This is a genomic window from Acidilobus aceticus, assembly GCF_055392325.1.
Genome location: NZ_AP042407.1, coordinates 111753 through 133878 on the forward strand (window position 1 = coordinate 111753; position 22126 = coordinate 133878).

Annotated in this window: 21 protein-coding genes; 13 read left to right on the top strand and 8 right to left on the bottom strand. The window is 58.5% G+C overall.

Going from position 1 to position 22126, the window contains the following annotated elements:
• Positions 1-64: 64 nt before the first annotated feature.
• From ACZ5OO_RS00535 to ACZ5OO_RS00560, 6 genes are all read left to right on the top strand, one after another.
• Complete coding sequence (locus ACZ5OO_RS00535; protein ID WP_464078269.1) at positions 65-1015, top strand: isoaspartyl peptidase/L-asparaginase; 951 nt, start codon at positions 65-67, stop codon at positions 1013-1015.
• A 136-nt stretch (positions 1016-1151) separates the two neighbouring features.
• Positions 1152-4043 (top strand): ABC transporter substrate-binding protein, encoded by a 2892-nt coding sequence (locus ACZ5OO_RS00540; RefSeq protein WP_464078270.1) that lies wholly within the window; start codon positions 1152-1154, stop codon positions 4041-4043.
• A gap of 222 nt (positions 4044-4265) precedes the next feature.
• On the top strand, positions 4266-5207 hold the full coding sequence (locus tag ACZ5OO_RS00545; RefSeq protein WP_013266723.1) for an ABC transporter permease: 942 nt from the start codon (positions 4266-4268) through the stop codon (positions 5205-5207).
• Positions 5204-6166 carry an ABC transporter permease gene (locus ACZ5OO_RS00550; RefSeq protein ID WP_464078271.1) on the top strand — a complete coding sequence of 321 codons (963 nt, stop codon included), beginning with the start codon at positions 5204-5206 and terminating at the stop codon, positions 6164-6166. The genes ACZ5OO_RS00545 and ACZ5OO_RS00550 overlap by 4 nt, the downstream gene beginning before the upstream one ends.
• The gene (locus tag ACZ5OO_RS00555; protein ID WP_464078272.1) at positions 6163-7527 is read left to right on the top strand and encodes an ABC transporter ATP-binding protein; all 1365 of its coding nucleotides are present in this window, start codon (positions 6163-6165) and stop codon (positions 7525-7527) included. The genes ACZ5OO_RS00550 and ACZ5OO_RS00555 overlap by 4 nt, the downstream gene beginning before the upstream one ends.
• Positions 7524-8792 carry an ABC transporter ATP-binding protein gene (locus tag ACZ5OO_RS00560; protein WP_464078273.1) on the top strand — a complete coding sequence of 423 codons (1269 nt, stop codon included), beginning with the start codon at positions 7524-7526 and terminating at the stop codon, positions 8790-8792. The genes ACZ5OO_RS00555 and ACZ5OO_RS00560 overlap by 4 nt, the downstream gene beginning before the upstream one ends.
• 217 nt (positions 8793-9009) lie before the next feature.
• On the opposite strand, the gene ACZ5OO_RS00565 is transcribed toward ACZ5OO_RS00560, so the two are convergent.
• The gene (locus tag ACZ5OO_RS00565; protein WP_464078274.1) at positions 9010-10104 is read right to left on the bottom strand and encodes an ATP-NAD kinase family protein; all 1095 of its coding nucleotides are present in this window, start codon (positions 10102-10104) and stop codon (positions 9010-9012) included.
• A 64-nt stretch (positions 10105-10168) separates the two neighbouring features.
• Here ACZ5OO_RS00565 and ACZ5OO_RS00570 point away from each other — a divergent pair, with 64 nt between their 5' ends.
• From ACZ5OO_RS00570 to ACZ5OO_RS00585, 4 genes are read left to right on the top strand one after another with little or no spacing between them, the layout of a single operon-like run.
• Entirely contained in the window at positions 10169-11896 is a 1728-nt protein-coding gene (locus tag ACZ5OO_RS00570; RefSeq protein ID WP_464078275.1) for a hypothetical protein, read from the top strand.
• Positions 11897-11955: 59 nt separating this feature from the next.
• A complete protein-coding gene (locus ACZ5OO_RS00575; protein ID WP_013266729.1) occupies positions 11956-12639 on the top strand; it encodes a nucleotidyltransferase domain-containing protein in 684 nt (227 codons plus the stop codon).
• Positions 12640-12679: 40 nt separating this feature from the next.
• Positions 12680-13147, top strand: coding sequence for a 6,7-dimethyl-8-ribityllumazine synthase (ribH, locus tag ACZ5OO_RS00580; protein WP_464078276.1), 468 nt, complete (start codon positions 12680-12682; stop codon positions 13145-13147).
• Positions 13148-13149: 2 nt separating this feature from the next.
• Positions 13150-13911, top strand: coding sequence for a GTP cyclohydrolase IIa (locus ACZ5OO_RS00585; protein WP_013266731.1), 762 nt, complete (start codon positions 13150-13152; stop codon positions 13909-13911).
• Here the strand turns inward: ACZ5OO_RS00585 and ACZ5OO_RS00590 are convergent.
• On the bottom strand, positions 13901-14365 hold the full coding sequence (locus tag ACZ5OO_RS00590; RefSeq protein ID WP_013266732.1) for a hypothetical protein: 465 nt from the start codon (positions 14363-14365) through the stop codon (positions 13901-13903). The two genes, ACZ5OO_RS00585 and ACZ5OO_RS00590, sit on opposite strands and share 11 nt — an antisense overlap.
• 12 nt (positions 14366-14377) lie before the next feature.
• Positions 14378-14878, bottom strand: coding sequence for a DUF2299 domain-containing protein (locus ACZ5OO_RS00595; RefSeq protein ID WP_013266733.1), 501 nt, complete (start codon positions 14876-14878; stop codon positions 14378-14380).
• Positions 14879-14951: 73 nt separating this feature from the next.
• Between ACZ5OO_RS00595 and mtnA the strand changes: the two genes are divergently transcribed.
• Both mtnA and ACZ5OO_RS00605 read left to right on the top strand, forming a co-directional pair.
• Complete coding sequence (gene mtnA, locus ACZ5OO_RS00600; protein ID WP_013266734.1) at positions 14952-16055, top strand: S-methyl-5-thioribose-1-phosphate isomerase; 1104 nt, start codon at positions 14952-14954, stop codon at positions 16053-16055.
• A gap of 55 nt (positions 16056-16110) precedes the next feature.
• Positions 16111-17400, top strand: a complete 1290-nt coding sequence (locus tag ACZ5OO_RS00605; protein WP_013266735.1) for an NADP-dependent isocitrate dehydrogenase — start codon at positions 16111-16113, stop codon at positions 17398-17400.
• On the opposite strand, the gene ACZ5OO_RS00610 is transcribed toward ACZ5OO_RS00605, so the two are convergent.
• The 5 genes from ACZ5OO_RS00610 to ACZ5OO_RS00630 all read right to left on the bottom strand — a co-directional run bounded on the left by ACZ5OO_RS00610 (position 17387) and on the right by ACZ5OO_RS00630 (position 20933).
• On the bottom strand, positions 17387-18070 hold the full coding sequence (locus ACZ5OO_RS00610; protein WP_013266736.1) for an HAD-IB family phosphatase: 684 nt from the start codon (positions 18068-18070) through the stop codon (positions 17387-17389). The two genes, ACZ5OO_RS00605 and ACZ5OO_RS00610, sit on opposite strands and share 14 nt — an antisense overlap.
• 93 nt (positions 18071-18163) lie before the next feature.
• On the bottom strand, positions 18164-18694 hold the full coding sequence (locus tag ACZ5OO_RS00615; protein WP_148217137.1) for a DUF123 domain-containing protein: 531 nt from the start codon (positions 18692-18694) through the stop codon (positions 18164-18166).
• Positions 18695-18822: 128 nt separating this feature from the next.
• Positions 18823-19263 (bottom strand): YbbN family protein, encoded by a 441-nt coding sequence (locus tag ACZ5OO_RS00620; protein ID WP_048812801.1) that lies wholly within the window; start codon positions 19261-19263, stop codon positions 18823-18825.
• Positions 19264-19343: 80 nt separating this feature from the next.
• Complete coding sequence (locus ACZ5OO_RS00625) at positions 19344-19937, bottom strand: DUF981 family protein (protein ID WP_148217138.1); 594 nt, start codon at positions 19935-19937, stop codon at positions 19344-19346.
• Between the two features lie 111 nt (positions 19938-20048).
• Positions 20049-20933, bottom strand: coding sequence for a P-loop ATPase/GTPase (locus tag ACZ5OO_RS00630; RefSeq protein ID WP_013266740.1), 885 nt, complete (start codon positions 20931-20933; stop codon positions 20049-20051).
• 78 nt (positions 20934-21011) lie between these two features.
• On the opposite strand from ACZ5OO_RS00630, the gene rtcA reads away from it, so the two are divergent.
• The gene (gene rtcA / locus ACZ5OO_RS00635; RefSeq protein ID WP_013266741.1) at positions 21012-22073 is read left to right on the top strand and encodes an RNA 3'-terminal phosphate cyclase; all 1062 of its coding nucleotides are present in this window, start codon (positions 21012-21014) and stop codon (positions 22071-22073) included.
• The last annotated feature ends 53 nt before the right edge of the window (positions 22074-22126 follow it).

A 22126-nucleotide genomic window follows, 5' to 3' on the forward strand; every position in this document is an offset into this window, starting at 1 on the left:
CAGTTACGTTCAAAGTCCTAAACCTTAAAGTCCTAGAGAGCGCAGGCCTGCGAGGAGGCCAACTATGAACATAGCCGAGAGGCCCATCAGGCTCTCGAGGCCCGCCGTGGTAGTTCACGGCGGCGCCGGCGCGTGGAAAAACGCCGACAAGGAGGCCGTGAGCAGAGCAATAAGGGAGGCCCTGGAAAATGGCATGAAGGCCTCAAGGAACGGGGGCAGCGTTGAGATGGTTGTTGAGGCCGTGGCGTCCATGGAGGACTCCGGCGTCTTTGACGCTGGCGTGGGCTCGGTGCTAGACCTGAGGGGCCACGTAACTATGGATGCTGCCGTCATGAGGGGCCACGACCTGAGGGCTGGCGCTGTGGCTGCCGTGACATATCCGAAGAACCCAGTCAGGCTGGCGAAGGCGGTTATGGAGAGGACCCCGCACGTAATGATAGTGGGCAGCTGGGCTGACGAGCTGGCTAAGAGAATTGGCCTTGAGCCCTTCCCAGGGCCCAGCAGGAGGTCGCTGGAGAGGTGGAGGCAGCTCAAGGAGAGCGGCGGGGGCGACGACGAGCTGGCGAGGAGGTGGATCGCCATGGCCAAGGAGGTGGGCCTCGACACCGTGGGGGCCGTTGCCGTGGACTCGGACGGAAGGCTGGCGGCCGCGGTGAGCACCGGGGGCGTGATAATGAAGTTCCCCGGCAGGGTCGGGGACTCCCCCATTGTTGGGGCCGGGCTTTACGCTGACAGGCTCTCGGCGTTTGCGGCCACGGGCATAGGGGAGTACATCATGTCACTGGGCCTCAGCCTTAGGGCGTCGCTGGCCTACGCACAGGGAAAGGACATTGCAGAGGCCGTGGAGTCCCAGATAAAGCTCATAACGGATACCTTCGGCCCTGGCACCGCGGGCCTTATTGGGATAGACTTTATGGGCAACGCGTGGGGCGATGCGAACACTAACGCAATGCCGTGGGGGGTAGCCGACGGCACGAGGCTCCTGGTGCTTGGCCTACCTGAGGGCCACCCCTAGAAACCAAAATTGTAATATTAAAAGAATAAAGTAAATTTTTGAAATGTATATATGTTAATGGGTCCCTTTCTGATAGGATAAGCCTTAAATATTCCCATTGGGAGGAGTCTCCCAGTGCCAGGAAAGTGGTGATTTTATGAAAGGCAGGCATAGTATAGGTTCAAATAACAGAAGGTCCCTCTCGACCACAGCCCTCGCGGCAATAATCATTGTAATAGTGGTTATAGTGGCCGTAGGCGGTTACCTTGCCTACACGTCTACCAGGCACCATGTAACTACGACTTCTCCTACCACTACACCTGTTACTACTACAAGTACCAGCCCGACGACCACGACAACTACCACCACTACCACTACTACCACCACTCCTATATCACCTACCTACACCATGTCGCCGGCGGCCCTCAGCTCCTACTCAACCACCGCGGGCTCCCCCATATCGATAACCATATCAACATTTACACCATCAGCTGGCAGCTACGTCCTCGTCTACACAGGCAATGGATCTGTAATTAACACCACCAAGTCTTACGCATCAGTATACTACGCTTACCCAGGCCACTACCTGGTGTACTACGCCATATATAAGAACGGCCAGCTCGTGGGCAGCTCCCAGGGCAACCTGCTGGAGGTCCTCGTGGCCCCGCCGCAGTTCAACGAGAGCTACGCCCAGCTCATAACAGTGCCAGTGATAACGCTCGTCAGCCCCACCACTCCAGTCGTCAGCGTGGGCCAGCCGGTCAACCTCTCGGCGGGCTTCCTGCAGCCGCCCTCGGGCACCAACATGACCATAGAGGAGTACGTCTGGAACCTCGGCAACGGCACGACGATAACTATACCTTCAGTCAACGGCACGGGCTACGCCGAGCAGGTGTGGCTAACAGGGTCAGGCAACACCACTTACCTGGAGCCGAAGGAGAAGTACATAAAGGTAAGCTACAGCTCCCCAGGTCTCTACGCCGTGTCGCTCACGATAGTCACTGAGAACATAACTACCAAGGCAACGTACAAGTATACCACGTACTACACCATAGCCGTCAGCTCTACCAGCTCGCCGTTCGCTGTATTCAGCCCACTCATAAGTGTGCCTAACCCAGGCACCATTGTGGTTGCCGAGAACGTGCCAGGAGGTCCCTTCAGCTTTGACCCAGACATAGACTATGAGAGCGTGGGCTTTGAGGTCATAGCCAACATCTACGGAACACTTATACAGTACTTCGGCGCTAACACGACCAAGTTCATACCGATGCTTGCCGAGTACGTGCCGACCGTCGGCCATGGCATTAACTCCAACTACACTGAGTACACCTTCCAGCTGAGGCCCGGCCTCAGGGCGGCCAACGGCGACCCCATAACAGCTTATGACGTGTGGTACAGCGTCATAAGGGACATGCTCTGCGCCGGCGGCACTCCGGGAACCCCAGGCTGGATACTCACGCAGTACCTCATACCCAACTACACGCCGTTCACCTTCGTTGTGACCTCCCCCAACGACACTCAGGGCGCGGAGGAGATAGTGAATGCGGTGACATACAACAACGCCACGGACACCGTGACGTTCCACCTGGCACAGCCGACATCACCTGAGGCGTTCTTCACCGCAATAGCTGACCCACTTGGAGGAGGGGTCCTTGACGCCAAGTGGCTTGAGGAGGTGGGGGACGGCATAAACTTCACTGGGCTCTACGACCACAACATGACCCAGCTGGCGGAGGCCTTCTACAGCTACGAGCAGACCTGCAGCGAGGGGAGCTACAACACGGCGGTCCAGTGGCCCTCGGGCACCTCAGCCGGCTTCACCGGGCCGTACTACATAGCCGTTTACACTCCGGGCCAGAGCGTGGTTCTCAAGCCTAACCCGTACTGGCCAAATAACATAACTTACTTCCCGAGGCCCAACGACACCGTGATCATAGAGTGGGTCAAGGACCCGACGACAGCTTACGAGCTGTTCGCCTCTGGACAGGCAGACATAGTGACTGGACTGCCCAGCAGCTTCATACCTAGCCTTGAGGCCCTCGAGTCCAAGGGCCAGGCAGAGCTCTACGAGTTCCCAACGCTCAGCGAGTTCTTCTTCGTGTTCGTAAACAACGTGAGCCAGTCAGCGCTTCACCAGCTCAACCCTGCATACCACATACCCAGCTGGTACTTCGCCAACCCGCTCGTCAGGGAGGCCTTCGCCTACGCCTTCAACTACACCGAGTACATAGACGACATAGTCGGCAACGTGAAGTATCACTTCAACTTCGGCAGCCTTTACTGCGGCGTGCTCATACCTGGCCTGAACTACTACTTCCCGCCGTCAGAGCTCACGGGCTGCCCCACCTTCAACCTGACCTACGCGAGGCAGCTGCTGGAGGAGAGCGGGTTCTACAACATAAGCGTCTACTTCCCCATCGTGATATCAAGCGGCGACACCACCGACTACACCGCCGCCCAGATGTGGGCAGCGGCCCTGCACAACATAGACCCGAACATAAACGCTGTGCCAATATACTTGCCGTTCTCAACTATAATAAGTGACGAGATACCGGGCCAGAACCCAATGCCATTATACTACCTGGGCTGGATAGCCGACTACCCGCTGGCCTCGGACTTCATAAACGCCATGTACGAGCAGGGAGGCACGTACCCAAGCCCCAACGGGTGGACGGTGCAGTACTTTGAGAACCTCAGCGCGTACTTCAACCAGTCAAGGGTAAGCTACCCGGGACTGAGCCCGAGCGTCGAGCCTGAGATAGGCAAGTGGCTCTGGCAGGAGGCCATGGAGTACCAGGAGCTGAACAATGTAATCACTAAGGCCGACGCCGCCGAGCTAGCCAACAACGTGACTGCCGCCTCCACCTACTACAAGCAGGCTGAGGACATGGCCATAGAGCTCTACATGTACGTCTACACAATACAGCCCAACGAGTACTGGGTCATCAAGCCGTACATGCACGGCTACATGGGCATGATATCGTGGGAGGAGAACCCAATGGTTGGGGGCTCCGGCGACAGCTGGTACTTCTGGTGGGTTAAAGGTTAGCCAACAGATTTTCAAATAATAATCTTAATATTTTATTGATTTTTCACACCCTAACGCTTTTTAGGTTCCACTTTTGTTCTCCGTTGCCGTGGAGGGTGGTTTAAAATAAAGCTCTGGCAATACATACTTAAGAGGGTTCTCTACTACATACCCACGCTAATAGGGCTCACAGTACTGGTCTTCGCTTTAATACACGTCGGCGGAGTCACAAAGCTCCTAGCCATGTACATAAATCCAAGGCTCACGGGGCCCGCAAGGCAGCAGCAGATCCAGATGCTAATAGAGAAGTTCCACCTCAACCAGCCCCTCTACGTTCAGTACTTCTACTGGCTTGACGCGGTGCTTCACGGCAACCTTGGCTTCACTGCCACGAGTTTCTTCAGCGGTCCCGTTACCCAGGCCATAGAGATCTTCTTCCCCAACACGGCAATGCTAGCAATAGTCGCTGGCATACTTACATGGCTTATGGGGATACCCCTGGGCACCTGGTCCGCCGTCAGGAGGGACAAGCCAGATGACATAGCTATAAGGGTCATCTCATATGGCCTTTACGGCATGCCTATCTACCTGATAGCGTTTGCCCTGATAATCATCTTCGGGGTCTACCTCAAGGCGTTGCCCATCTCAGGAACCGTCAACACCGCCCTCCTGGCCGGGGTCAGCTGGTACCGCGATGGAACCTCCTACCCCACTCACGTGATACTTATAGATGCAATAATACACAGGGACTGGCCGGTGGCCCTGAGCGCCTTTGAGCACCTGCTGCTGCCCGCCTTCACACTGGCTCTGGCTGTCATGGCAGGGGTCATAAACATACTCAGGGCCTCCATGCTTGAGGTCCTGGATCAGGACTACGTTAAGTTCGCCAGGTCCAAGGGGCTGCCAGAGAGGGTTGTTATAAACAAGCACGCCAGGCCAACCGCTATGTTCCCAGTCTACACGAACTTCGCCTACACCGTGGCCGGCATGCTGAGCGGCGTAGTTGTCGTTGAGGACGTATTCAACTACCCTGGCATAGGCTACTGGCTCACGCTGGCCATGGAGGAGAACGACATGGGGGGAATTATGGCCGGGACCCTGCTCTTCGGCCTGATATTCATAACGGTCAGCCTCGTGCTTGACATAGTGTTTGCCCTTAAGGACCCGAGGGTGAGGCTGGGATGAACATGCTTGCCACAGTAGCTGCGGCCGCCGCCTTCGTGATCTTAGCGTTTTCTGTGACGTTCGCCAGAGGGCGGAGGTCCCTCTCACTTCTGACGCCCGAGAGGAAGCTCTCCCTTCAGGTGTTCTTCTCAAATAAGCCCGCCATAGCCGGCCTCATAATAGTCCTAGCATACGTTATTGACGCCCTGCTCGTCCAGTTCGCGCCGTGGGCGCTGGGCCTCAGGCACCCCTACGTGCTGGTTCCTGACTATGCCAACCCTATACCGCAGCCCCCGTCCTGGAAGCACCCCCTGGGCACAACTTACCCGGGCGTTGACCTGCTCAGGGCTGTGATAAAGTCAATAAGGGTCGACTTAGCCCTCTCCGTCGCAGTCGTGCTTCCAGGGGCCTCCATTGGGATAGTCATAGGTATACTGGCCACCTACCTGGGCGGCATAGTTGACGACGTGCTCATGAGGCTCACGGACATATTCTTCAGCATCCCCTACCTGGTCCTAGCGGTTGCCGTGGGCTACGTGCTTGGGAGGGACCTGAAGAGCCTCCTAATAGCGCTCATAGTTGTCTGGTGGCCGCTCTACGCCAGGTACACCAGGAGCGTCACGCTTCAGGTGAAGGAGATGACCTTCATAGAGGCCGCCAGGGCCGCCGGGGCCAGCAACGTGAAGATAATGTTTAGGCACATACTTCCCAACGCCCTGCCCCCAGTGCTGGTGCAGATGTCAATGGACCTCGGGACCATAATGCTTGTCATATCAACGTTGGCCTTCATCGGCTTCCTGCCAGTCTCCAACTTCCCAGAGCTGGGCTACCTCACCACGCTTGGCATCCAGTATCTCACCACAGCCCCCTGGACGGTCATAGTGCCCGGCTCCTTCATCGTGATATTTGCAGTTGCGGTCTACTTGATGGGGATGGGCCTCATGGACGTGATTAACCCTAGGAGGAGGAGCTCGCTATGAGCGGGAACGACAGGGCCCCAGTGGTTGTAGTCAGGAACCTCAGGCTCGCGTACTACACCAGAAGAGGCATCTACAAGGCGCTGAACGGAGTTGACCTGGAGATCTACAGGGGTGAGGTGCTCGGAGTGGCGGGGGAGAGCGGCTGCGGCAAGAGCACGCTGGGCCTCACAATAATGGGCCTTATACCCAGGAACGCCGCCGTAACTGACGGCCAGGTCCTTGTTGACGGCTTTGACGTAGTTGCGCCTCTCAGGGAGTACTTCAAGAAGGCAAAGAAGTTCAAGGCCGATAAAAACGAGGACGTTCTAAAGAGGCTCCACAAGAAAATGATGAGTATAAGGGGCACCAAGATATCAATGGTGTTCCAGGAGCCTATGACAACTCTTAACCCCGTGCTTCCAGTGGGCTACCAGATAGCAGAGGTGGTGCTTCAGCACAACCCCGCGCTCCTGGCCAAGAGGAGGCTTGCAAGGGCCAGGGCCACAAAGGACGACGTTAAGACCATCTTAGGTTACCTCAAATCTAACGACTATGACAACCTGAGGGAGTTCGTCAAGGCTAGGGGGCTCGAGGGCCTTGATGACCAGGCGATAGCTATCTGGAGAAGGAAGGACATACATGACATAGTCAAGGAGCTCAGGATCCTTAACCTCTGCTGCCAGAAGATCAGCCCAATGCTAGCGAAACCCCTGGAGGACGTGGCCAGGACGAACAGGATACCTAAGACGCCGATCATCTCCTCAATCGTGAGGAGGGAGCTCATCAAGGAGGGCTACATCAAGGCGGCCGAGTTCCTGGGCCTGCTCGGCATGCCCGAGCCCGAGAAAGTGGTTAAGATGTACCCGCACGAGCTGAGCGGCGGCATGAGGCAGAGGGTTGTCATAGCCACAGCTATGATTAATAGCCCTGAGCTAGTAATACTTGACGAGCCCACCAGCGCCCTGGACGTGACCATACAGGCCCAGATACTGGAGCTCCTCAAGGAGCTCAAGGAGGACATAGGCTCAGCCTTCATGTTCATATCCCACGACCTGAGCGTGCTGTACCAGGTCTCCGATAGGGTAGCTATAATGTATGCAGGGAAGGTGGTCGAGGTAGGCCCCAAGGAGGCGGTCTTCAAGGAGCCCAAACACCCCTACACGCAGATGCTCCTTGAGGCCGTGCCTACCATAGAGCCGCACGAGCTCAAGGGCATAAAGGGCGAGGTCCCTGACCTGAGGAACCCGCCGAGCGGGTGCATGTTCCACCCCAGGTGCCCGTTTGCCATGCCGGTCTGCAGGTCCAAGGAGCCCCCAACCGTAGATTTAGGCAATGGGCATAAGGTGGCCTGCTGGCTTTACGCCGGAGGTGAGAGGCAGTGATAATAGCTGGAAGGAACCTTAAGATGTACTTCCCAGTCAAGGGCGTCAGAGGGGCCTACGTAAGGGCCGTCGACAACGTCAGCGTTGAGGTAAAGGAGGGAGAGATAGTAGGCTTGGTGGGCGAGAGCGGCAGCGGCAAGAGCACCCTTGGAAGGCTGCTGATAAGGCTCCTTGAGCCCACGGCAGGCGACGTGCTGTTCAAGGTGCCCGACAACGAGCTTGAGAACTATGACGCTGCCCTTGAGAGGAACGACCTTGAATCGGCCAAGAAGATAGCGTCCAGGTACTCCATCCTCAAGCTGAGGGGGTCAGCCCTCAAGCAGTTCCGCAGGGAGGTCGGCATAGTTTTCCAGGACCCCTACTCGTCGCTTGACCCAAGGCTAAGGATAGCAGACATCATAGCCGAGCCAATGATAGAGACGGGCTTTGCCAGCAGGGACAAGGCAATGTCGAGGGTCTACGACCTCCTGGAGGAGGTGCAGCTACCCAGGGAGTTCGCCGACAGGTACCCGCACGAGCTCAGCGGAGGGCAGAGGCAGAGGGTTGCCATAGCCAGGGGCATAGCCACCAACCCTAAGTTCGTCGTGCTCGACGAGCCCACCAGCGCCCTGGACGTCTCAGTTCAGGCCGAGATACTTGAGCTGCTGAAGGACCTTAGGGAGAAGTACAACATGGCCATGCTCCTCATAACTCACAACATCTCCGTGGTCTCATACATGGCCGACAGGATATACGTTATGTACGCCGGCAAGCTTATGGAGAAGGGCCCCAAGTCGGCCGTGATAAAGAGCCCCGCCCACCCATACACGCAGGCGCTGATATCTTCGGTGCCCCAGGTGGGCAAACTGATGCAGAGGGTGGTGCTCAAGGGAGACGTGCCCAGCCTTGTCAGCCCTCCCAAGGGGTGCAGGTTCCACGAGAGGTGCCCGGTGGCAGTGGCGACCTGCGGGTGGACCTCTGACGAGGTCGCAGAGGCCCTCACCAGGCTCTCTGAGGCCAGGTACTCTGAGCTTAGCAACAGGCTCTCAATTAAGGTAATAGACGAGCTTACCCTGGCCGTCAGCGGCATCTCATCAGAGGAGCTGAAGTCCATAATAGACAACGAGTCGGAGGGGGTCAGGGCCCTTAAGTCCATAGAGTCGGTCAAGGAGGAGGACGGCAGGGTCATTATAAAGCTAAGCAGGTACGCTGAGCCCCCGATGCGGGCTGTCTCCGAGGGCCACTATGCGGCGTGCCACCTGGTTAACCCAAGGCTTCAGACCTGAAGCCTTGAATAGAGATCTTTTCTTAGCCTGACCCCTTATATATACTGGGCCAGTAGTAGGAACAGCGGTGACAGGGGAGAGGGCCACTAAAGGGCCGCAGCGCCAAAACCTGAGGGTTCCAAGCCCTCAGGCCAAAGCGCCGCGACCCACTGGAACCCTCACGGCCTCAGGCTGTGGGGGCTTCCGATGGCCCTCACCCCTGTCACCTCCTGGACCCTCACTCCACCCTGATAACTGCCTCCTCGCCATATCCAACTATGACCCTTCTGTAGCCCCTGAGCTGCCTGTTAAGCTCCTCATCGCCGGTGTCAACACGGAGCACCTTAAGCCTTGAGATCTTGTCCTTGGTTGCGACTATTATAATGTTGTTTACTCCAACCGCCCTTATCACCTGGGGGCTGAGCTGCTGGTTCCCCCTACCCAGCAGGAAGCCCTGGCCTCCAAGCGGGGATAACACAACCTTAGCCTTATGGTAGGTCCTCAGCAGGCCGAGTATCTGGGCCTCGTTGAGGTCCAGGCCCACCACCTTGCCGTCGTAGACTGCGTCCACGCCGAGAAGGGTCTTAGGGACCCCCAGCTCCTCGGCTATCGCTGCCACCGAGGTCCCAGGCCCCAGGAGGTAGAGGGTCCCTGGCTCCATGTTCTCAACTACGTACTTCGCTATGGACTTAAGCTCCTCCAGGTCGTGCCTTGAGGAGTCCTTGCCCTCCAGCACGACCTCCGGCGCCCTGGGGACCATGGCGTAGCCGTAAAGCCTGACCATGAGCTCGCCCCTCCTGAATGCCTCCTCGTCTATGTCAAGCACCTCGGCCCTGACCAGCTCGGCCTCCCCGCTGAGGAACTTCCTCAGGGCCTCAGCCGCCGCGGCCGGCGTCTCGGCAAAGACCCCGCTGTACATCTTAACCCCTGAGGGCACGCCGAGTATTGGCACCCTGCAGCCGACCGCGCTGATTACGTCCCTGGCCGTGCCATCCCCTCCAACGAAGACTATTAAGTCCACCTGACTCATCATCATAGAGGCGCACCTCCTGGTGTCCTCAGCGCTCGTCAACTTGCCTTCACTCGCGCATCGAATCACCGCAGGTCTGAGGCCCTCCTCAGCGGCCTCCTCCTCGCCCATGATGCCGTTGGGAGCCACTACCTCCACGCCGCGAGGCAGGGACCTCAGGAACTCCCTGGCCCTTGAGGGGGCCACGGGCTTTGAGCCAAGGCTAAGGGCCTTCAGGTAGGCGTCCCCGTCCGTCCCCTTCAGGCCCACCCTGCCCCCCATGCCAGCTATTGGGTTGACTATAAGCCCAACCCTGCCCTTCATTTTGCTTCACTTTCAGCGGGGGGTGAGGGATGCTCTTTAACCTGCGCCACCTGTGGTGAAGTTAATGGGCAGGAGGTCCCTGAGCGAGGTAATAGGCGCCTTCATAGTACTTGGCGTGGTGCTCCTCGCCGCCATATCGCTCGTCAGGATGGGCTCTGAGATCGTAGGCTACTCGGAGAAGGTGTCATCGCAGCTCTTTCAGAGGGCAGCGGAGGAGGCGACCCCTCCTAAGCTAGAGCTCCTGGTAAACGGCTCCAGGCTTTACCTGATGGTGTCACCCAACTCCCCGCTTAACATCTCCTATGCTATAGTTGAGGCCAACGGCAACGTGTTTATAGAGAGGGTTAACAGGCTGGTCAGCTCATCGGAGGCCCTGCCGCTGCCGGGCAACTACTCCGCCTGCCAGAACGTGAGCGTGTACCTGGTGACTTCGAGCGGGGCCATGTTCGCCTACTCGGCGTCCTCAGATCCGCTCATAGCTAAGGCGTGCGGGTGGAACACCTCTGACGCCGGAGGGGGCTACCAGGCGACGGGGCCCTCGCAGGCGTTCCTTGGGCCGGACTCCTACCCGGCCGCCCTTGACATGGTCTACATCTCTGGGCTCGACGGGGGTAACTCCACGCTTGAGTACCTGGGGGAGGTCAACGTGACTGTCCACTTGTCGGGGAAGCTGCTCAGCTACATCAACGTAGTTGTCACCTCAGGGGGCAGGAGCCTCAGCGGGACAGTGAACCCCTCGGCCGGCGACTACGTGACCTTGCTGGGCTACATTAACGTCTCCGGACAGAACCTGGCGGTGGCAGCCTACGATATACCGAGCAGGGGCGCGGTGGGCATAGCAATAGGGGGCCCGGGCGACCTAGTTAACTACACGGGCCGCGTCAGCGTCAGAGGGTTCATCTCTAGCCCCTACACCACTATCCTGTCGACTGTCCTGGCGTCGCTGGTGGGCTACTCGGGCAACTTCACCTCTAAGTGGTTCATAGGCAACCCCATAATTAACACCACGTACTACTACCGCTATAACTCCACCGCGACGGGTTACGGCTCAACCCTGGGGCCCATAAACCTCGCCTACTACGTGATGTTCTACCACGACCCGCTGATATTCTGGCCCACCACGATAAACCTTAACGCCTCCCTGAGCCTGAAGGTCTACCACGTCACGGGAGGCTCCTACGTGAACATCAGCCTTCCGTCGCCACTCTCGCTCTACTCAGTGCCGGTCTACACCAATGCCAGCGAGAGGGCCTACGTGGCCGGGGAGCTAATGGCAATGTACGGCCCCTTCAAGGTAACTTTCCAGACCAGACTGGGCAAGGCCTCCGAGTACTTCGGTAACGGCACTTTCCTCATACAGAGCAGCTCAATATCTGTGGAGTCCCCCGAGCTGGTCATGATGCCGATAACCTCCAACCTGACCTTTAACTACACTAACTATGGCAGCTACGTCAGCGGCGCCGCCTGGGCCAGGCGCGCGTTCTACGTGGAGCCTCTCGCGTACCTGCTTGAGGTCAACGACTCCTCCTACAGCGTGTTCCTGTCGCCCTCAGTATATAACAGCAGGCCCGTACTTGTCAACGGGGTCCTGGAGTCAGGGCCCGTGCTGGCCGTGATACCTGGAGCTAACGTGACCCTGCCCTGCCCTGGGCTGCTGTTCCCCGCGCAGGTTGAGGGGCTCCGCGTCTCCCTTGGAAGCCCCCTGGCGGTCGGGCAGTCCCTGCCCCAGCTCAAGCCAGGGCTTTACCTTTACGTGTGCTCCGACCAGGAGTACTGGCTTGTTTACTCATGACGCGGCCACGCCTCAATCAACTATAAGCCCTTGGCTTAACACAGCAGGCCAGAGGAGGCTTGATACAGGGGGTAAGGGTAAAGTACGACTCTGAGCGATGGGAGATCCTGCGGGGGAAGAGGGCCCTGGCCGAGGTCCTGCTGAGGGCCCTGGGCGGGCTCAGCGCCTTCGTGTACGGCAGCGTTGCCAGGGGTGACGTGAGGCCGTCCAGTGACGTTGATGTAGTAGTTCTTGATAACGTGTCCCCATTCATGGTTGAGGTCAGGCTTGAGGCCGCCGGCCTGAGGCCGTACGCCAAGGAGATAGTCCAGGCGACCCCCAACTACGTCCCAAAGGCTTACATTTACCTTGACCCAGACCTCAAGGTCACCGTCAGCTTCCCCCTGGGCAGGATGAGGAAGAGGGAGGCCGAGTTCTACTCCTGGGGAGGGAAGCTTGACCTGGACGGCCTCAGGAAGGGGCTCAGGGTCCCGGGGGTCAACAAGGAGTTGAACCTAATAGTTCCCACGGAGGACGGCCACATAGAGTACCCCGTGGCCGGCCACGAGGCTGAGGTGGCGAGACTGCTTAACATAAGCTTGGACACCGTTGAGGAGAGGCTTAGGGTCCTCAGCAGGAGGAGGGAAGTGGGGAGGACCGGCACCTTCCTTAAGGTCGAGGTTCCCCCGGACGAGCCCATAGAGGACGCGGTGAGGAGGATTGCGGGGAGGAACGAGTTCTTCAGGAGGGCCGTGGACCTCTAGGCTTTTATTTTGAAGGGCACTAGGCAGGTGGGAGCTGAAAATGTCGGCGCAGCCCGTGAGGATAGCCCTCGTGGTCTCGGAGTTCAACTATGACATAACCAAGATGATGGAGGAGAAGGCGCTGAGCCACGCCAAGTTCCTCGGGGCCGAGGTGCCAGTGGTGTTCCACGTGCCAGGCTTCTTCGACTCCCCCTTTGGCGTGGCCCAGGTGATAAAGCTTGACTACGTTGATGCGGTTGCAGTGATAGGCGCCGTAATCCAGGGGCAGACAAAACACGACGAGCTGATAGCCAACCAGGCCACAAGGGCCCTCGTGGACCTGTCGCTCCAGTACAACAAGCCCGTGACACTCGGGGTCATAGGCCCAGGGGCCTCCAGGGCCCAGGCCCTCGAGAGGATAGAGGAGTACTCAAGGAGGGCCATAGAGGCCGCCGTGAAGCTGGTAAGGAGGCAGAGAGAAATGTCCGCCCTCAGCCACACTCCGGGCCAGACGCTAGTGGTGGAGTGATCTTGAGCGAGTGCGTCAAGGTAACACTGGTGGAGCTCGCGAGGTACAGGGAGTGGACAGAGCTGCTCGGGAGCGACAGGGAGTGGAGGATACAGGAGGAGCAGTCAAGGATTTACAGCAGGGCGCAGGAGGCGGCCTCCTCAAGGGGAGGCCTTGCCATACCCCTGAGGTACGACTACCTCCTACTCCTCACCAGCGGGCTCTCGGATGGCGACATAAGGGCCATAGTGGACTCCATAAGGGAGGAGTCGCCCGTTGAAGTGAGGTACTCCACGGCCGCCTCACGAAGCCCTGCCGCGGCTGTTTCAATGGCATTCGCGCTGCTAAGGGGGAACGCCGGAGGCCAGCGGGAGGGATGCAGCCAGGAGGTCTCGGTCCTCGGCCACGTGGACCTTGACGACGTTACAGGGCTTACCGAGAGGACCGACCCCCTGGAGGCCTTCCACAGGGTTCAGGAGCTGCTCCACTACGTCTCAAGGGAGGCCAGGCTGTACGGCGGCATAGCTCAGTACCTTGGAGGTGACAACATACTTGTGGTAATGCCTGTTGACAACTACGAGGCCCTCGCCAGGAGGCTCTCCGAGACTGACAGGGTTAAGGTTGGGGTGGGAGTTTCGGTCACGCCTAGAAGGGCCGCTGAGCTTGCCACTAAGTCGCTCGACTGGATCAGGAGCCACAGGGGGGCCGCCTACGTAAAGGTCATGGATGACCTTAGGGCCCCCGTGACGGCCTCAAGCGGTGAGGGAAAGGCCGCTAATACATGATACCCCTCGTGGCGATCTTGATGGGACCCCCGGCCCTCCAGGAGTGACCTCGGGGGAACTCCAGGGGCCCCTCGAGCTCCTTTAGGCCTTCCTCCTCATTCCCAGCCCACAGCTTGGCCCAGGCGGCCAGGACCTTGGAGTCGTCGAGCGCCCTTTGAGGCGTGTCATCTGTGGCCGTTATGTCTATCCCTACCGACGTCGTAACCCTAGATATAGGTGTTATTGGGCCGCACGTGTACATAAGTACAAGCCCCCCGTAAACAGTGGCATACCATAGGGAAAGCCTGACGGAGTCCCACCCAGCTGGAGGGCTCCACTGAGAGAACGAGAGGTAGGCGTCGTTTATCGCTTTCTCAACCTCAGGCTCTGCGGCGAGCGGTGCGCCCTCAAGGGGGGCGGCCACCTTAAGGCACCTGGAGGACGCCAGGATGGCCGCGGGCTTCACCTTGACCAAGACGAAGGCACCTCACATGTGGATAACCGTGCTGAACCCAGGGCCCTGGTCCACGTGGGCCACCTCTGCGTTGAAGAAGCTCACTATGAGCGCATACTCATTGACCAGCACCCTCACGCTCTCGCCTATAGCCGAGGGCCCTATGTTCTCGTCGTATATTACCTTGCTGACAACTATCGTGTCCGGTAAGTCGAGCTGGGGCTGAAACACTATTATGCAGGATGGGCACAGTGATGTTACGTTGACCAGCAGCTGGCTCATGAGCTTTGCCCTTTCCTTTGGAGCCATTGAGGACAGCGCTGCCTTGTGCTGGTCGGCCACCTTGACGACCATGCTTATCACCAGCCTGTCAGCCTTGGTCTTGGGCTTCTGAACCCCCAGCAGGACCCTGAGTGGGGCCTTCACGGTAGCGTTGAGGGCCCACTCGACCGGCGCCCCCGCGGGCACTGGAACCTCGTCAACGTCTATCTCCTCGTCCTTGAGCCACCTGGCCACGTCGTCCTTGAGCCCCAAACCAGACGCCTGATAGCTTCTAACTACACACAGTTATTAACCTTCTCAATGCCGTTAACCTTGGGCGAGAGCTTTGCTGGAGGACCTGCTGTCCAGGCTTGACAGGCTCAAGGAGTTCCTTACCATAAAGCCCCTCTACTACGACCTCAACACTAACGAGTTCGTCTGGATAGACACCAGGCAGCTGCCCTGGAACGAGGTCTACATAAGGACTAAGGACTACAACAGGGTCGCCAGGGCCATAAAGGACATGGAGATAAGGGGCGCGCCGGCCATAGGCGTCACGGCGGCCTTTGGCCTCACGCTGGCGGCCGTGCACTCTAAGGCTAAGAGGGCTGAAGAGCTGATGAATGAAATAAAGGAGGCCTACGGCGTCCTCGCAGCCACCAGGCCCACGGCCTACAACCTGTTCTGGGCCCTTGACAGGACGTGGAGGGCCGCGCAGAGGGCCTTTGAGGTCGAGAACGACGCTGACGCCATAAGGGAGGCCGTGCTGAGGGAGGCCTTCACCATATACGTCGAGGACGTTGAGAACAACGTAAACATGGGCAGGAACGGGGCCAAGCTAATAGATAACGGCGACAGGATAGTGACGCACTGCAACACCGGCTCCCTCGCAACCGCGGGCTTTGGAACGGCCCTGGGAGTCATAAGGTACGCCTGGCACGAGGGCAAGAGCATAAAGGTATACGCTGACGAGACGAGGCCCCTGCTCCAGGGCGCCAGGCTGACGGTGTGGGAGCTCAAGAAGGACGGCATACCCGTGACCCTGATAGTTGACGGGGCCTCAGGACTGCTCTTCAGGAGGGGCATGGCTGACCTTGCAATAGTTGGCGCTGACCGGATAACGCTCAGTGGTCACGTGGCGAACAAGATAGGCACCTATAACCTGGCGCTCGCGGCCAACGCCAACGGCAAGGAGTTCTACGTGGCGGCCCCCACGAGCACGATACAGCCCGTGGTGGGCGAGGACTCAATAGTTATTGAGGAGAGGTCGCCGGACGAGGTGAAAACGGTCCTAGGCCGTCTAACGATAACAGTTGATGACGTCGAGGCCTGGAACCCAGCCTTTGACATAACGCCCCCCGAGCTCGTGTCTGGCATAATAACTGAGAAGGGCGTGGCGAGGAGGCCCTACGAGAAAACTTTAAAGGAAATCATAGGCCTAACGGAATAAAGCTACATTTAACCTTTTTAAAGCCTCGTATGTACCCCTCTGCCTGGGACCTTTCATGGTCTCTCACCCCTGCACTGCAGACGAGGCTAAGCCTCCTTCGGAGGGCCAGCTGGCAAGGTTTGAGAACGGCAAGCTCATAGTACCTGATAACCTGATAGTGGCCTACTTCAAGGGAGACGGCATAGGGCCTGAGATCGTTGAGAGCGCCAAGAAGGTGCTTGACGCTGCCGTTGACAAGGCCTATGGCGGCACCAGGAGAATAGTTTGGTGGGAGGTGGCCGCCGGCGAGGAGGCCCAGAAGGAGTGCGGCTCCCTGCTGCCTGATGGAACGCTTCAGGCCTTCAAGCTGGCCCGCGTCAACCTCAAGGGGCCCCTGACCACCCCCGTGGGAGGAGGCTTCAGGAGCCTCAACGTGACCCTCAGGATGGTGCTTGACCTATACTCAAACGTCAGGCCAGTCAAGTGGTATGGCCAGCCGACCCCGCACTGCCACCCAGAAAAGATAGACTGGGTGATATTTAGGGAGAACACTGAGGACGTCTACGCTGGCATTGAGTGGTCCTTCGACAGCCCCGAGGCCCAGAAGCTGAGGGACTTCCTCAAGAAGGAGTTCGGAATAGAGCTGACCCCGGACACGGGTATAGGCATCAAGCCAATATCCAAGTGGAGGACGCAGAGGCACGTCAGGAGGGCAATGGAGTGGGCCATAAGGAACGGCTACAAGCACGTCACAATAATGCACAAGGGTAACATAATGAAGTACACTGAAGGCGCTTTCAGGCAGTGGGCCTACGACCTCATACTCTCGGAGTTCAGGGACTACGTTGTCACCGAGGACGAGGTAAACACTAAGTATGGAGGCAAGGCGCCCGAGGGCAAGATAATAGTTAACGACAGGATAGCTGATAACATGCTGCAGCAGATAATAACTAGGCCCGGCGACTATAATGTGATAGTGACTCCCAACCTGAACGGGGACTACATAAGCGACGAAGCCAACGCCCTGGTGGGCGGCATTGGAATGGCCGCAGGACTTGACATGGGTGACGGCGTGGCCGTCGCCGAGCCCGTCCACGGCAGCGCCCCCAAGTACGCAGGCAAGAACGTCATAAACCCGACCGCCGAGATACTGAGCGGCATGTACCTGCTCAGCGACTTCGTGGGATGGCCGGAGGTCAGGCTGCTGGTTGAGTACGCCGTCAGGCAGGCAATTGCCCACAAGCAGGTTACCTATGACCTGGCCAGGGAGATGGGAGGGATAACACCGATATCGACTACGGAGTACACGGATGTCCTAATTGACTACATAAGGCACGCGGACCTCAAGGCCCTCAAGGGCCAGTGAGGCCCTCCCACTTTTGTCCTTCACCCTCTATTTTCTTCAGGAGGTCGCACACCTCTGAGAGCCTGTTCACCCTATACTTCGCCACGCCCTCGAGGGACGCATCATCACCCATGGCAACCGGGTAGCCTACAAGCTTCATGGCCCCTGCGTCCCACTGCGAGTCGCCGACATACATGACCTCGCCGAGGCTAACCCCGAGCTCCCCTGCGAGGAGCTTTATGGCCCTGGCCTTGTTGACCCCCACCGCCGCCACGCCCCCGGGAACCAGCCTCCACCTGGAGTCAAAGCTCAGCTGGTTCGCCATCCACAGGTCAGCGCCAACCACGTCAGCGACCCTTGCGACTAGGAGGTCTATGCCTCCACTCAACAGGGCTATCCTCTTACCCATCCTGTGGATGCATATCGAGACCTCCCTTATGCACGGCCTCAGCGGTATCCTTGATAATATCCTCTCCAGGTCCCACCTCGTTATCTGGCCTCCTGTTGCCTCAACCCAGAGGCCGGTGTCCAGCCTAAGCCAGTCCTGGTATGTTATTTCGCCTCTCTCGAACATTTCAGCGTACCGCCTGGCCCTGTCGGCGACCCCAAGGGTCTCGTGGACGAAGCCCCAGCTGCTCTTAACCTCTGTAAGGACGCCGTCAACGTCAAATATCACTGCCTTAACCTTCAATGTCCCGCGGGTCCCCCGGCCCTGGGGGCCTGGGGGCTTTATGATTTTTAACCCATAAGGACCTTAGTCGAGGTGAACGGGCACCTCAATTGCTTATGTCCCACCGACATGGTCATCACCAAAATCAACAAGTGTCCCCACAGACTTGAGAAGCGACACCACCGCGGCCCTGTCGCTGCATATGAACATGTGAGGCCTCTTAGAGTCCGTGGCCCCAAGCATTCCCACGGGCCTCAGCGATTCGAGCTCCATTAGCCGCCCGGCCAGCTCGTCCTCCGCCTTAACGCCAGAGCTCCCAACCCTGTAGAATATGAACTCGACGGAGGCTGCAGCCCTCGATATGCAGTCTACGTGCCACCAGCAGCGGTCGGCACCCCAGAAGTGCCTTGAAATCCTCGACCTAAGCCCTCCTGGCCCCCCGGCGCTGCCTACATATAGCACAAGCCCTGGCCCGGCCGAGCCCAACACCTTGCCTCCTCTGCCCATAACGATAACTGGGCTGTCGAGCCTGAAGCAAATGGCGTAGACCCCCTTACAGGAGGGCAGAGCGTCAACGACGCCGTCAGGGCGGCGTCTGATACCCCGGAGAGCGTCACTGCCCCTAAGGGCTCCCTCCGGGCACAACTTACTTCACCCGCCGCCTTAGGTTGATGCACGTAGGTGGAAGTATTATACTTATGTGCGCTTATATGTGCTAGGAACCGGGCCTGCGCCATGAGCAAGCCAAGATTAGGCCGTCGCTGCCCTGTCCTTTACTTTGGCCTGGCCCGCGGGACGCAGGGCCTGACGCCCAAGTTTGAGGCCACGTACTTCTTCAGCTCCGACAGCGAGGGAACGCCTATCATGCGCAGTTCCTTGAGCAGCCTCCCCTGGGACACAACGGCCCAGTAGAGCGTAGGGGAGTCCTTAATCTTGAACTGCTGGAAGGCCCTCCTTGCCATCGTGTCAAGGCACATTGTAGTGAACCAAGTGCACGAGACCACGTAAATTGTCGCCCTACAGTAGTACATTTCAACTATGTCAGGCATCTTGAGGTCCAACACAGCGCAGGAGGCGCACCAGTTGTTCCTAAAGTATATCAGGTTCAGGCCGTCGCTGAGGGATGATGGACTTAAGCAGCCGGCTTTTGACCAGCCCTTACCCTTGCTGTAGACGTAAACGCCTTCGGCCTTAGGTATAACATCTGATGACACTGCCCTGCGCCTCAGCCCTCCCCTATTCAAGTGATGAGAAAAGAAAATAACAGGAAAAGGACGAGTTTGTAGCTCATTATTCACCCGTAGAAGGGTACCCACTTTGCCCAGTCGGCCGTGTGCTCAAACGTGGCCATGCCACCTATGTATGCTGACAGCAGGGCTGCCAAGACGAGCAGTATTACCTCTAGGTATGCGACGTACTTTGATGACTTGCTCAGGTTAAGGAATGGACCAAGTATTCCAGAGAGCCCTACCAATACGAACAGCGCCGCCGCTGCTGCAGGAGAGTTAGTTAGGTGATACTTAGCTATGTCAGCTGCATATATCAGGACAGAGATGGAGAGGAACGCTATGGCTATCGTGGGGCCCTTGAGGTCCACGCCGGCTATAAGGGCGAGGCCTATCATGAGAAGCGCGACCCCGTAAAGGGCGTATGGATCCATAAGCACTATGTTGTAAGAGCTTGGCAGAGGCCACGTCATGGAGCCCCAGAGGCCCATCACTAAGGCGTAGACGCCTATAGCAAGGAAGGCGTACCCAAAGCCCCTGTCGGCCTGCTGCCCCCTGCCCATGACAAACCTGTAGGTCACCCAGGCGGCCGCCGTGAGGAGCCCCCAGGCCAGCACAGCGAGCCAAATGTCGAGCGTGTCCACGAATAGAGGATCCGCCACGCTCCTTCCCCTTTCTCTAGTTAGAGATCACGATATTTAAGGTTTTCTCTAATGAGAGTACGTTCGTACCCCTATTGACCCTAAATAACGCGGGGCCGCTGAAGGCGATCCTTAGGCTTTGCCTCCCGAGGTCGCCGCGCTCTTTATCGCCTCAACTATGGGGTCCGTCACCTCGGGCCCGTAGCCCTCGCGGGGGTCCTCCAGCAGGGGCAGCTCAACCTTGCTCACGTAGCCCGTGAGCTCAAAGAGCTCCGAGGCCTTGGAGACCCACGGCTTGCCGTCCATTACTAGGATCTCCATGGCGTTCCTGTACCTCCTCCCGTCGACTATGTAGGCCTCGCCCGGCGACACCAGGACAACCAGGTCTGGGGCGGCCGAGGCTGAGGTGGGGGCTGCAACGTCGCTGTTAGACTCTATTACTACCACATCGCTTGACCTCTCCTCAAGAGCTATGCAGCTGTCGGCGGCCTCGTTGGCTGAGCCCATGAATATGCCCTCGGCGACCTGCTCATTTACCTGGACCGGGGGAGGCGTCAGGTATGAAACTATGTCCTGGACCTCCTGCTCAACGGGACGGGTGACCCTTGAGAGCGCGGCGGAGTTGACCAGGTGGACGCTGGAGCTGCCGCCGACGCAGCTTGTTATCCTGAGGAGGGCCGCCCTGGAGTACGGCTGTGAGAGCGAGGCCTCATACGCTGTCCTGCTGGGGTACTTCGACCTTGGCGTGGGGACCAGCAGGGCCCCGACGGGGTTCACTATCTCCACTGGGAGCCTCTCGCCCGACGCCTTGTACAGCACGTATCCGTCCTCCGTGGTTAGGATGTGAAGCCTGCGCGTGTATGCAGCCGCGTCTGGAGAGCCCCACAGGTCCGTGGCGCCCACCGGCTTTGAAGGCGCCGCAGTAAAGCCCTCCCGTATCAGCTGAGCTGTTAAGCTCGCCGCCAGCGTCGTCTTGCCTGAGTTCCTTGGCACTAGGCCTGCCACTAGCACCTTCAACTTCTGTCCCCGACTCGTGAAACAGTAAGCCTTTATCTCATATACGGCTTAGCCTCTGTCGTGGCCAGAGGGAGGCAAATGAAGGTGCTCCAGGTGGACGGCAGCATGGGAGAGGGAGGGGGCCAGGTGCTGAGGACGTCATTAGCCCTGGCGGCTGTCCTTGGGGTGCCGGTGAGGGTCTACAACATAAGGGTCAAGAGGTCAAGGCCTGGACTACAGCACCAGCACCTGGAGTCCGTCAAGGCCATAGAGGAGATGTCGCACGGCAAGGTTGAGGGCGCCAGGCTCGGCTCCACCGAGGTGACCCTTTACCCTGGCAAGATATCAGGGGGCGAGTACAGCTTTGACATAGGCACCGCGGGCAGCATAACGCTCCTGCTCCAGGCCATAATGCCGCTCATGGTCGCCGCCGAGGGCGAAGTCAAGGTCCGCGTCAGAGGGGGCACGGACGTGCCCAAGTCGCCCCCGATAGACTACTACCGCTTCGTCCTGAGGCCCCTCCTATCTAAGTTTAACGTAGAGCTAGACTTAGACCTCATCAGGAGGGGGCACTATCCAAGGGGTGGGGGCGAGGTCGTAGTTAAGGTTAGAAGGAACGGGGCCCTCAGGCCCGTTGACCTGGTGCGCGCGGGGAGGCTCATCAGGATCGAGGGCCTCAGCCACTGCGTCAGGCTCCCAGCGCACGTGGCCATAAGGCAGGCTAGGGCTGCGAGCGAGGCGCTCAGCGGCCTCGGGGTGCCAGTCAATATTGAAGCTGAGCATTACGAGGGCAGGCCAGACCCGCACCTGGGCCCCGGAAGCGGGATCGTGGTGTGGGCCCTCACGGAGAACTCCGTCCTGGGCGGCGACTCCCTTGGAGAGAAGGGCAAGCCCGCGGAGCGAGTTGGCAGGGAGGCGGCCACCTCACTGATGCAGGACCTCTTAACTGGGATGGCGCTGGACAGGCACTCCTCTGACATGCTTCTAATATACGCTGTCCTGGGCAGCGGGGTCAGCAGGCTGGGAGGAGCCTCGCTGACCTCCCACGCCAGCACGGTGGTGGAGCTAATCAAGATAATGGCCCCTGAGGCCTCGATATCAGTTGAGGGAAAGCCTGGGTCGCCCTTCACTGCAACAGTCAAGGGCCTGGGCCTCCTGTAGGCCGCATATAATCAGCCACCATGTAGTCCGTTAATGACGCTCAGCTGCTGTAT

Bases quoted from the DNA above. Each gene is read 5' to 3' on its own strand.
- ACZ5OO_RS00535 (WP_464078269.1), top strand. From the start codon at position 65: ATGAACATAGCCGAGAGGCCCATCAGGCTCTCGAGGCCCGCCGTGGTA.
- ACZ5OO_RS00540 (WP_464078270.1), top strand. From the start codon at position 1,152: ATGAAAGGCAGGCATAGTATAGGTTCAAATAACAGAAGGTCCCTCTCG.
- ACZ5OO_RS00545 (WP_013266723.1), top strand. From the start codon at position 4,266: ATGTACATAAATCCAAGGCTCACGGGGCCCGCAAGGCAGCAGCAGATC.
- ACZ5OO_RS00550 (WP_464078271.1), top strand. From the start codon at position 5,204: ATGAACATGCTTGCCACAGTAGCTGCGGCCGCCGCCTTCGTGATCTTA.
- ACZ5OO_RS00555 (WP_464078272.1), top strand. From the start codon at position 6,163: ATGAGCGGGAACGACAGGGCCCCAGTGGTTGTAGTCAGGAACCTCAGG.
- ACZ5OO_RS00565 (WP_464078274.1), bottom strand. From the start codon at position 10,104: ATGAAGGGCAGGGTTGGGCTTATAGTCAACCCAATAGCTGGCATGGGG.
- ACZ5OO_RS00570 (WP_464078275.1), top strand. From the start codon at position 10,169: ATGGGCAGGAGGTCCCTGAGCGAGGTAATAGGCGCCTTCATAGTACTT.
- ribH (WP_464078276.1), top strand. From the start codon at position 12,680: ATGTCGGCGCAGCCCGTGAGGATAGCCCTCGTGGTCTCGGAGTTCAAC.
- ACZ5OO_RS00605 (WP_013266735.1), top strand. From the start codon at position 16,111: ATGGTCTCTCACCCCTGCACTGCAGACGAGGCTAAGCCTCCTTCGGAG.
- rtcA (WP_013266741.1), top strand. From the start codon at position 21,012: ATGAAGGTGCTCCAGGTGGACGGCAGCATGGGAGAGGGAGGGGGCCAG.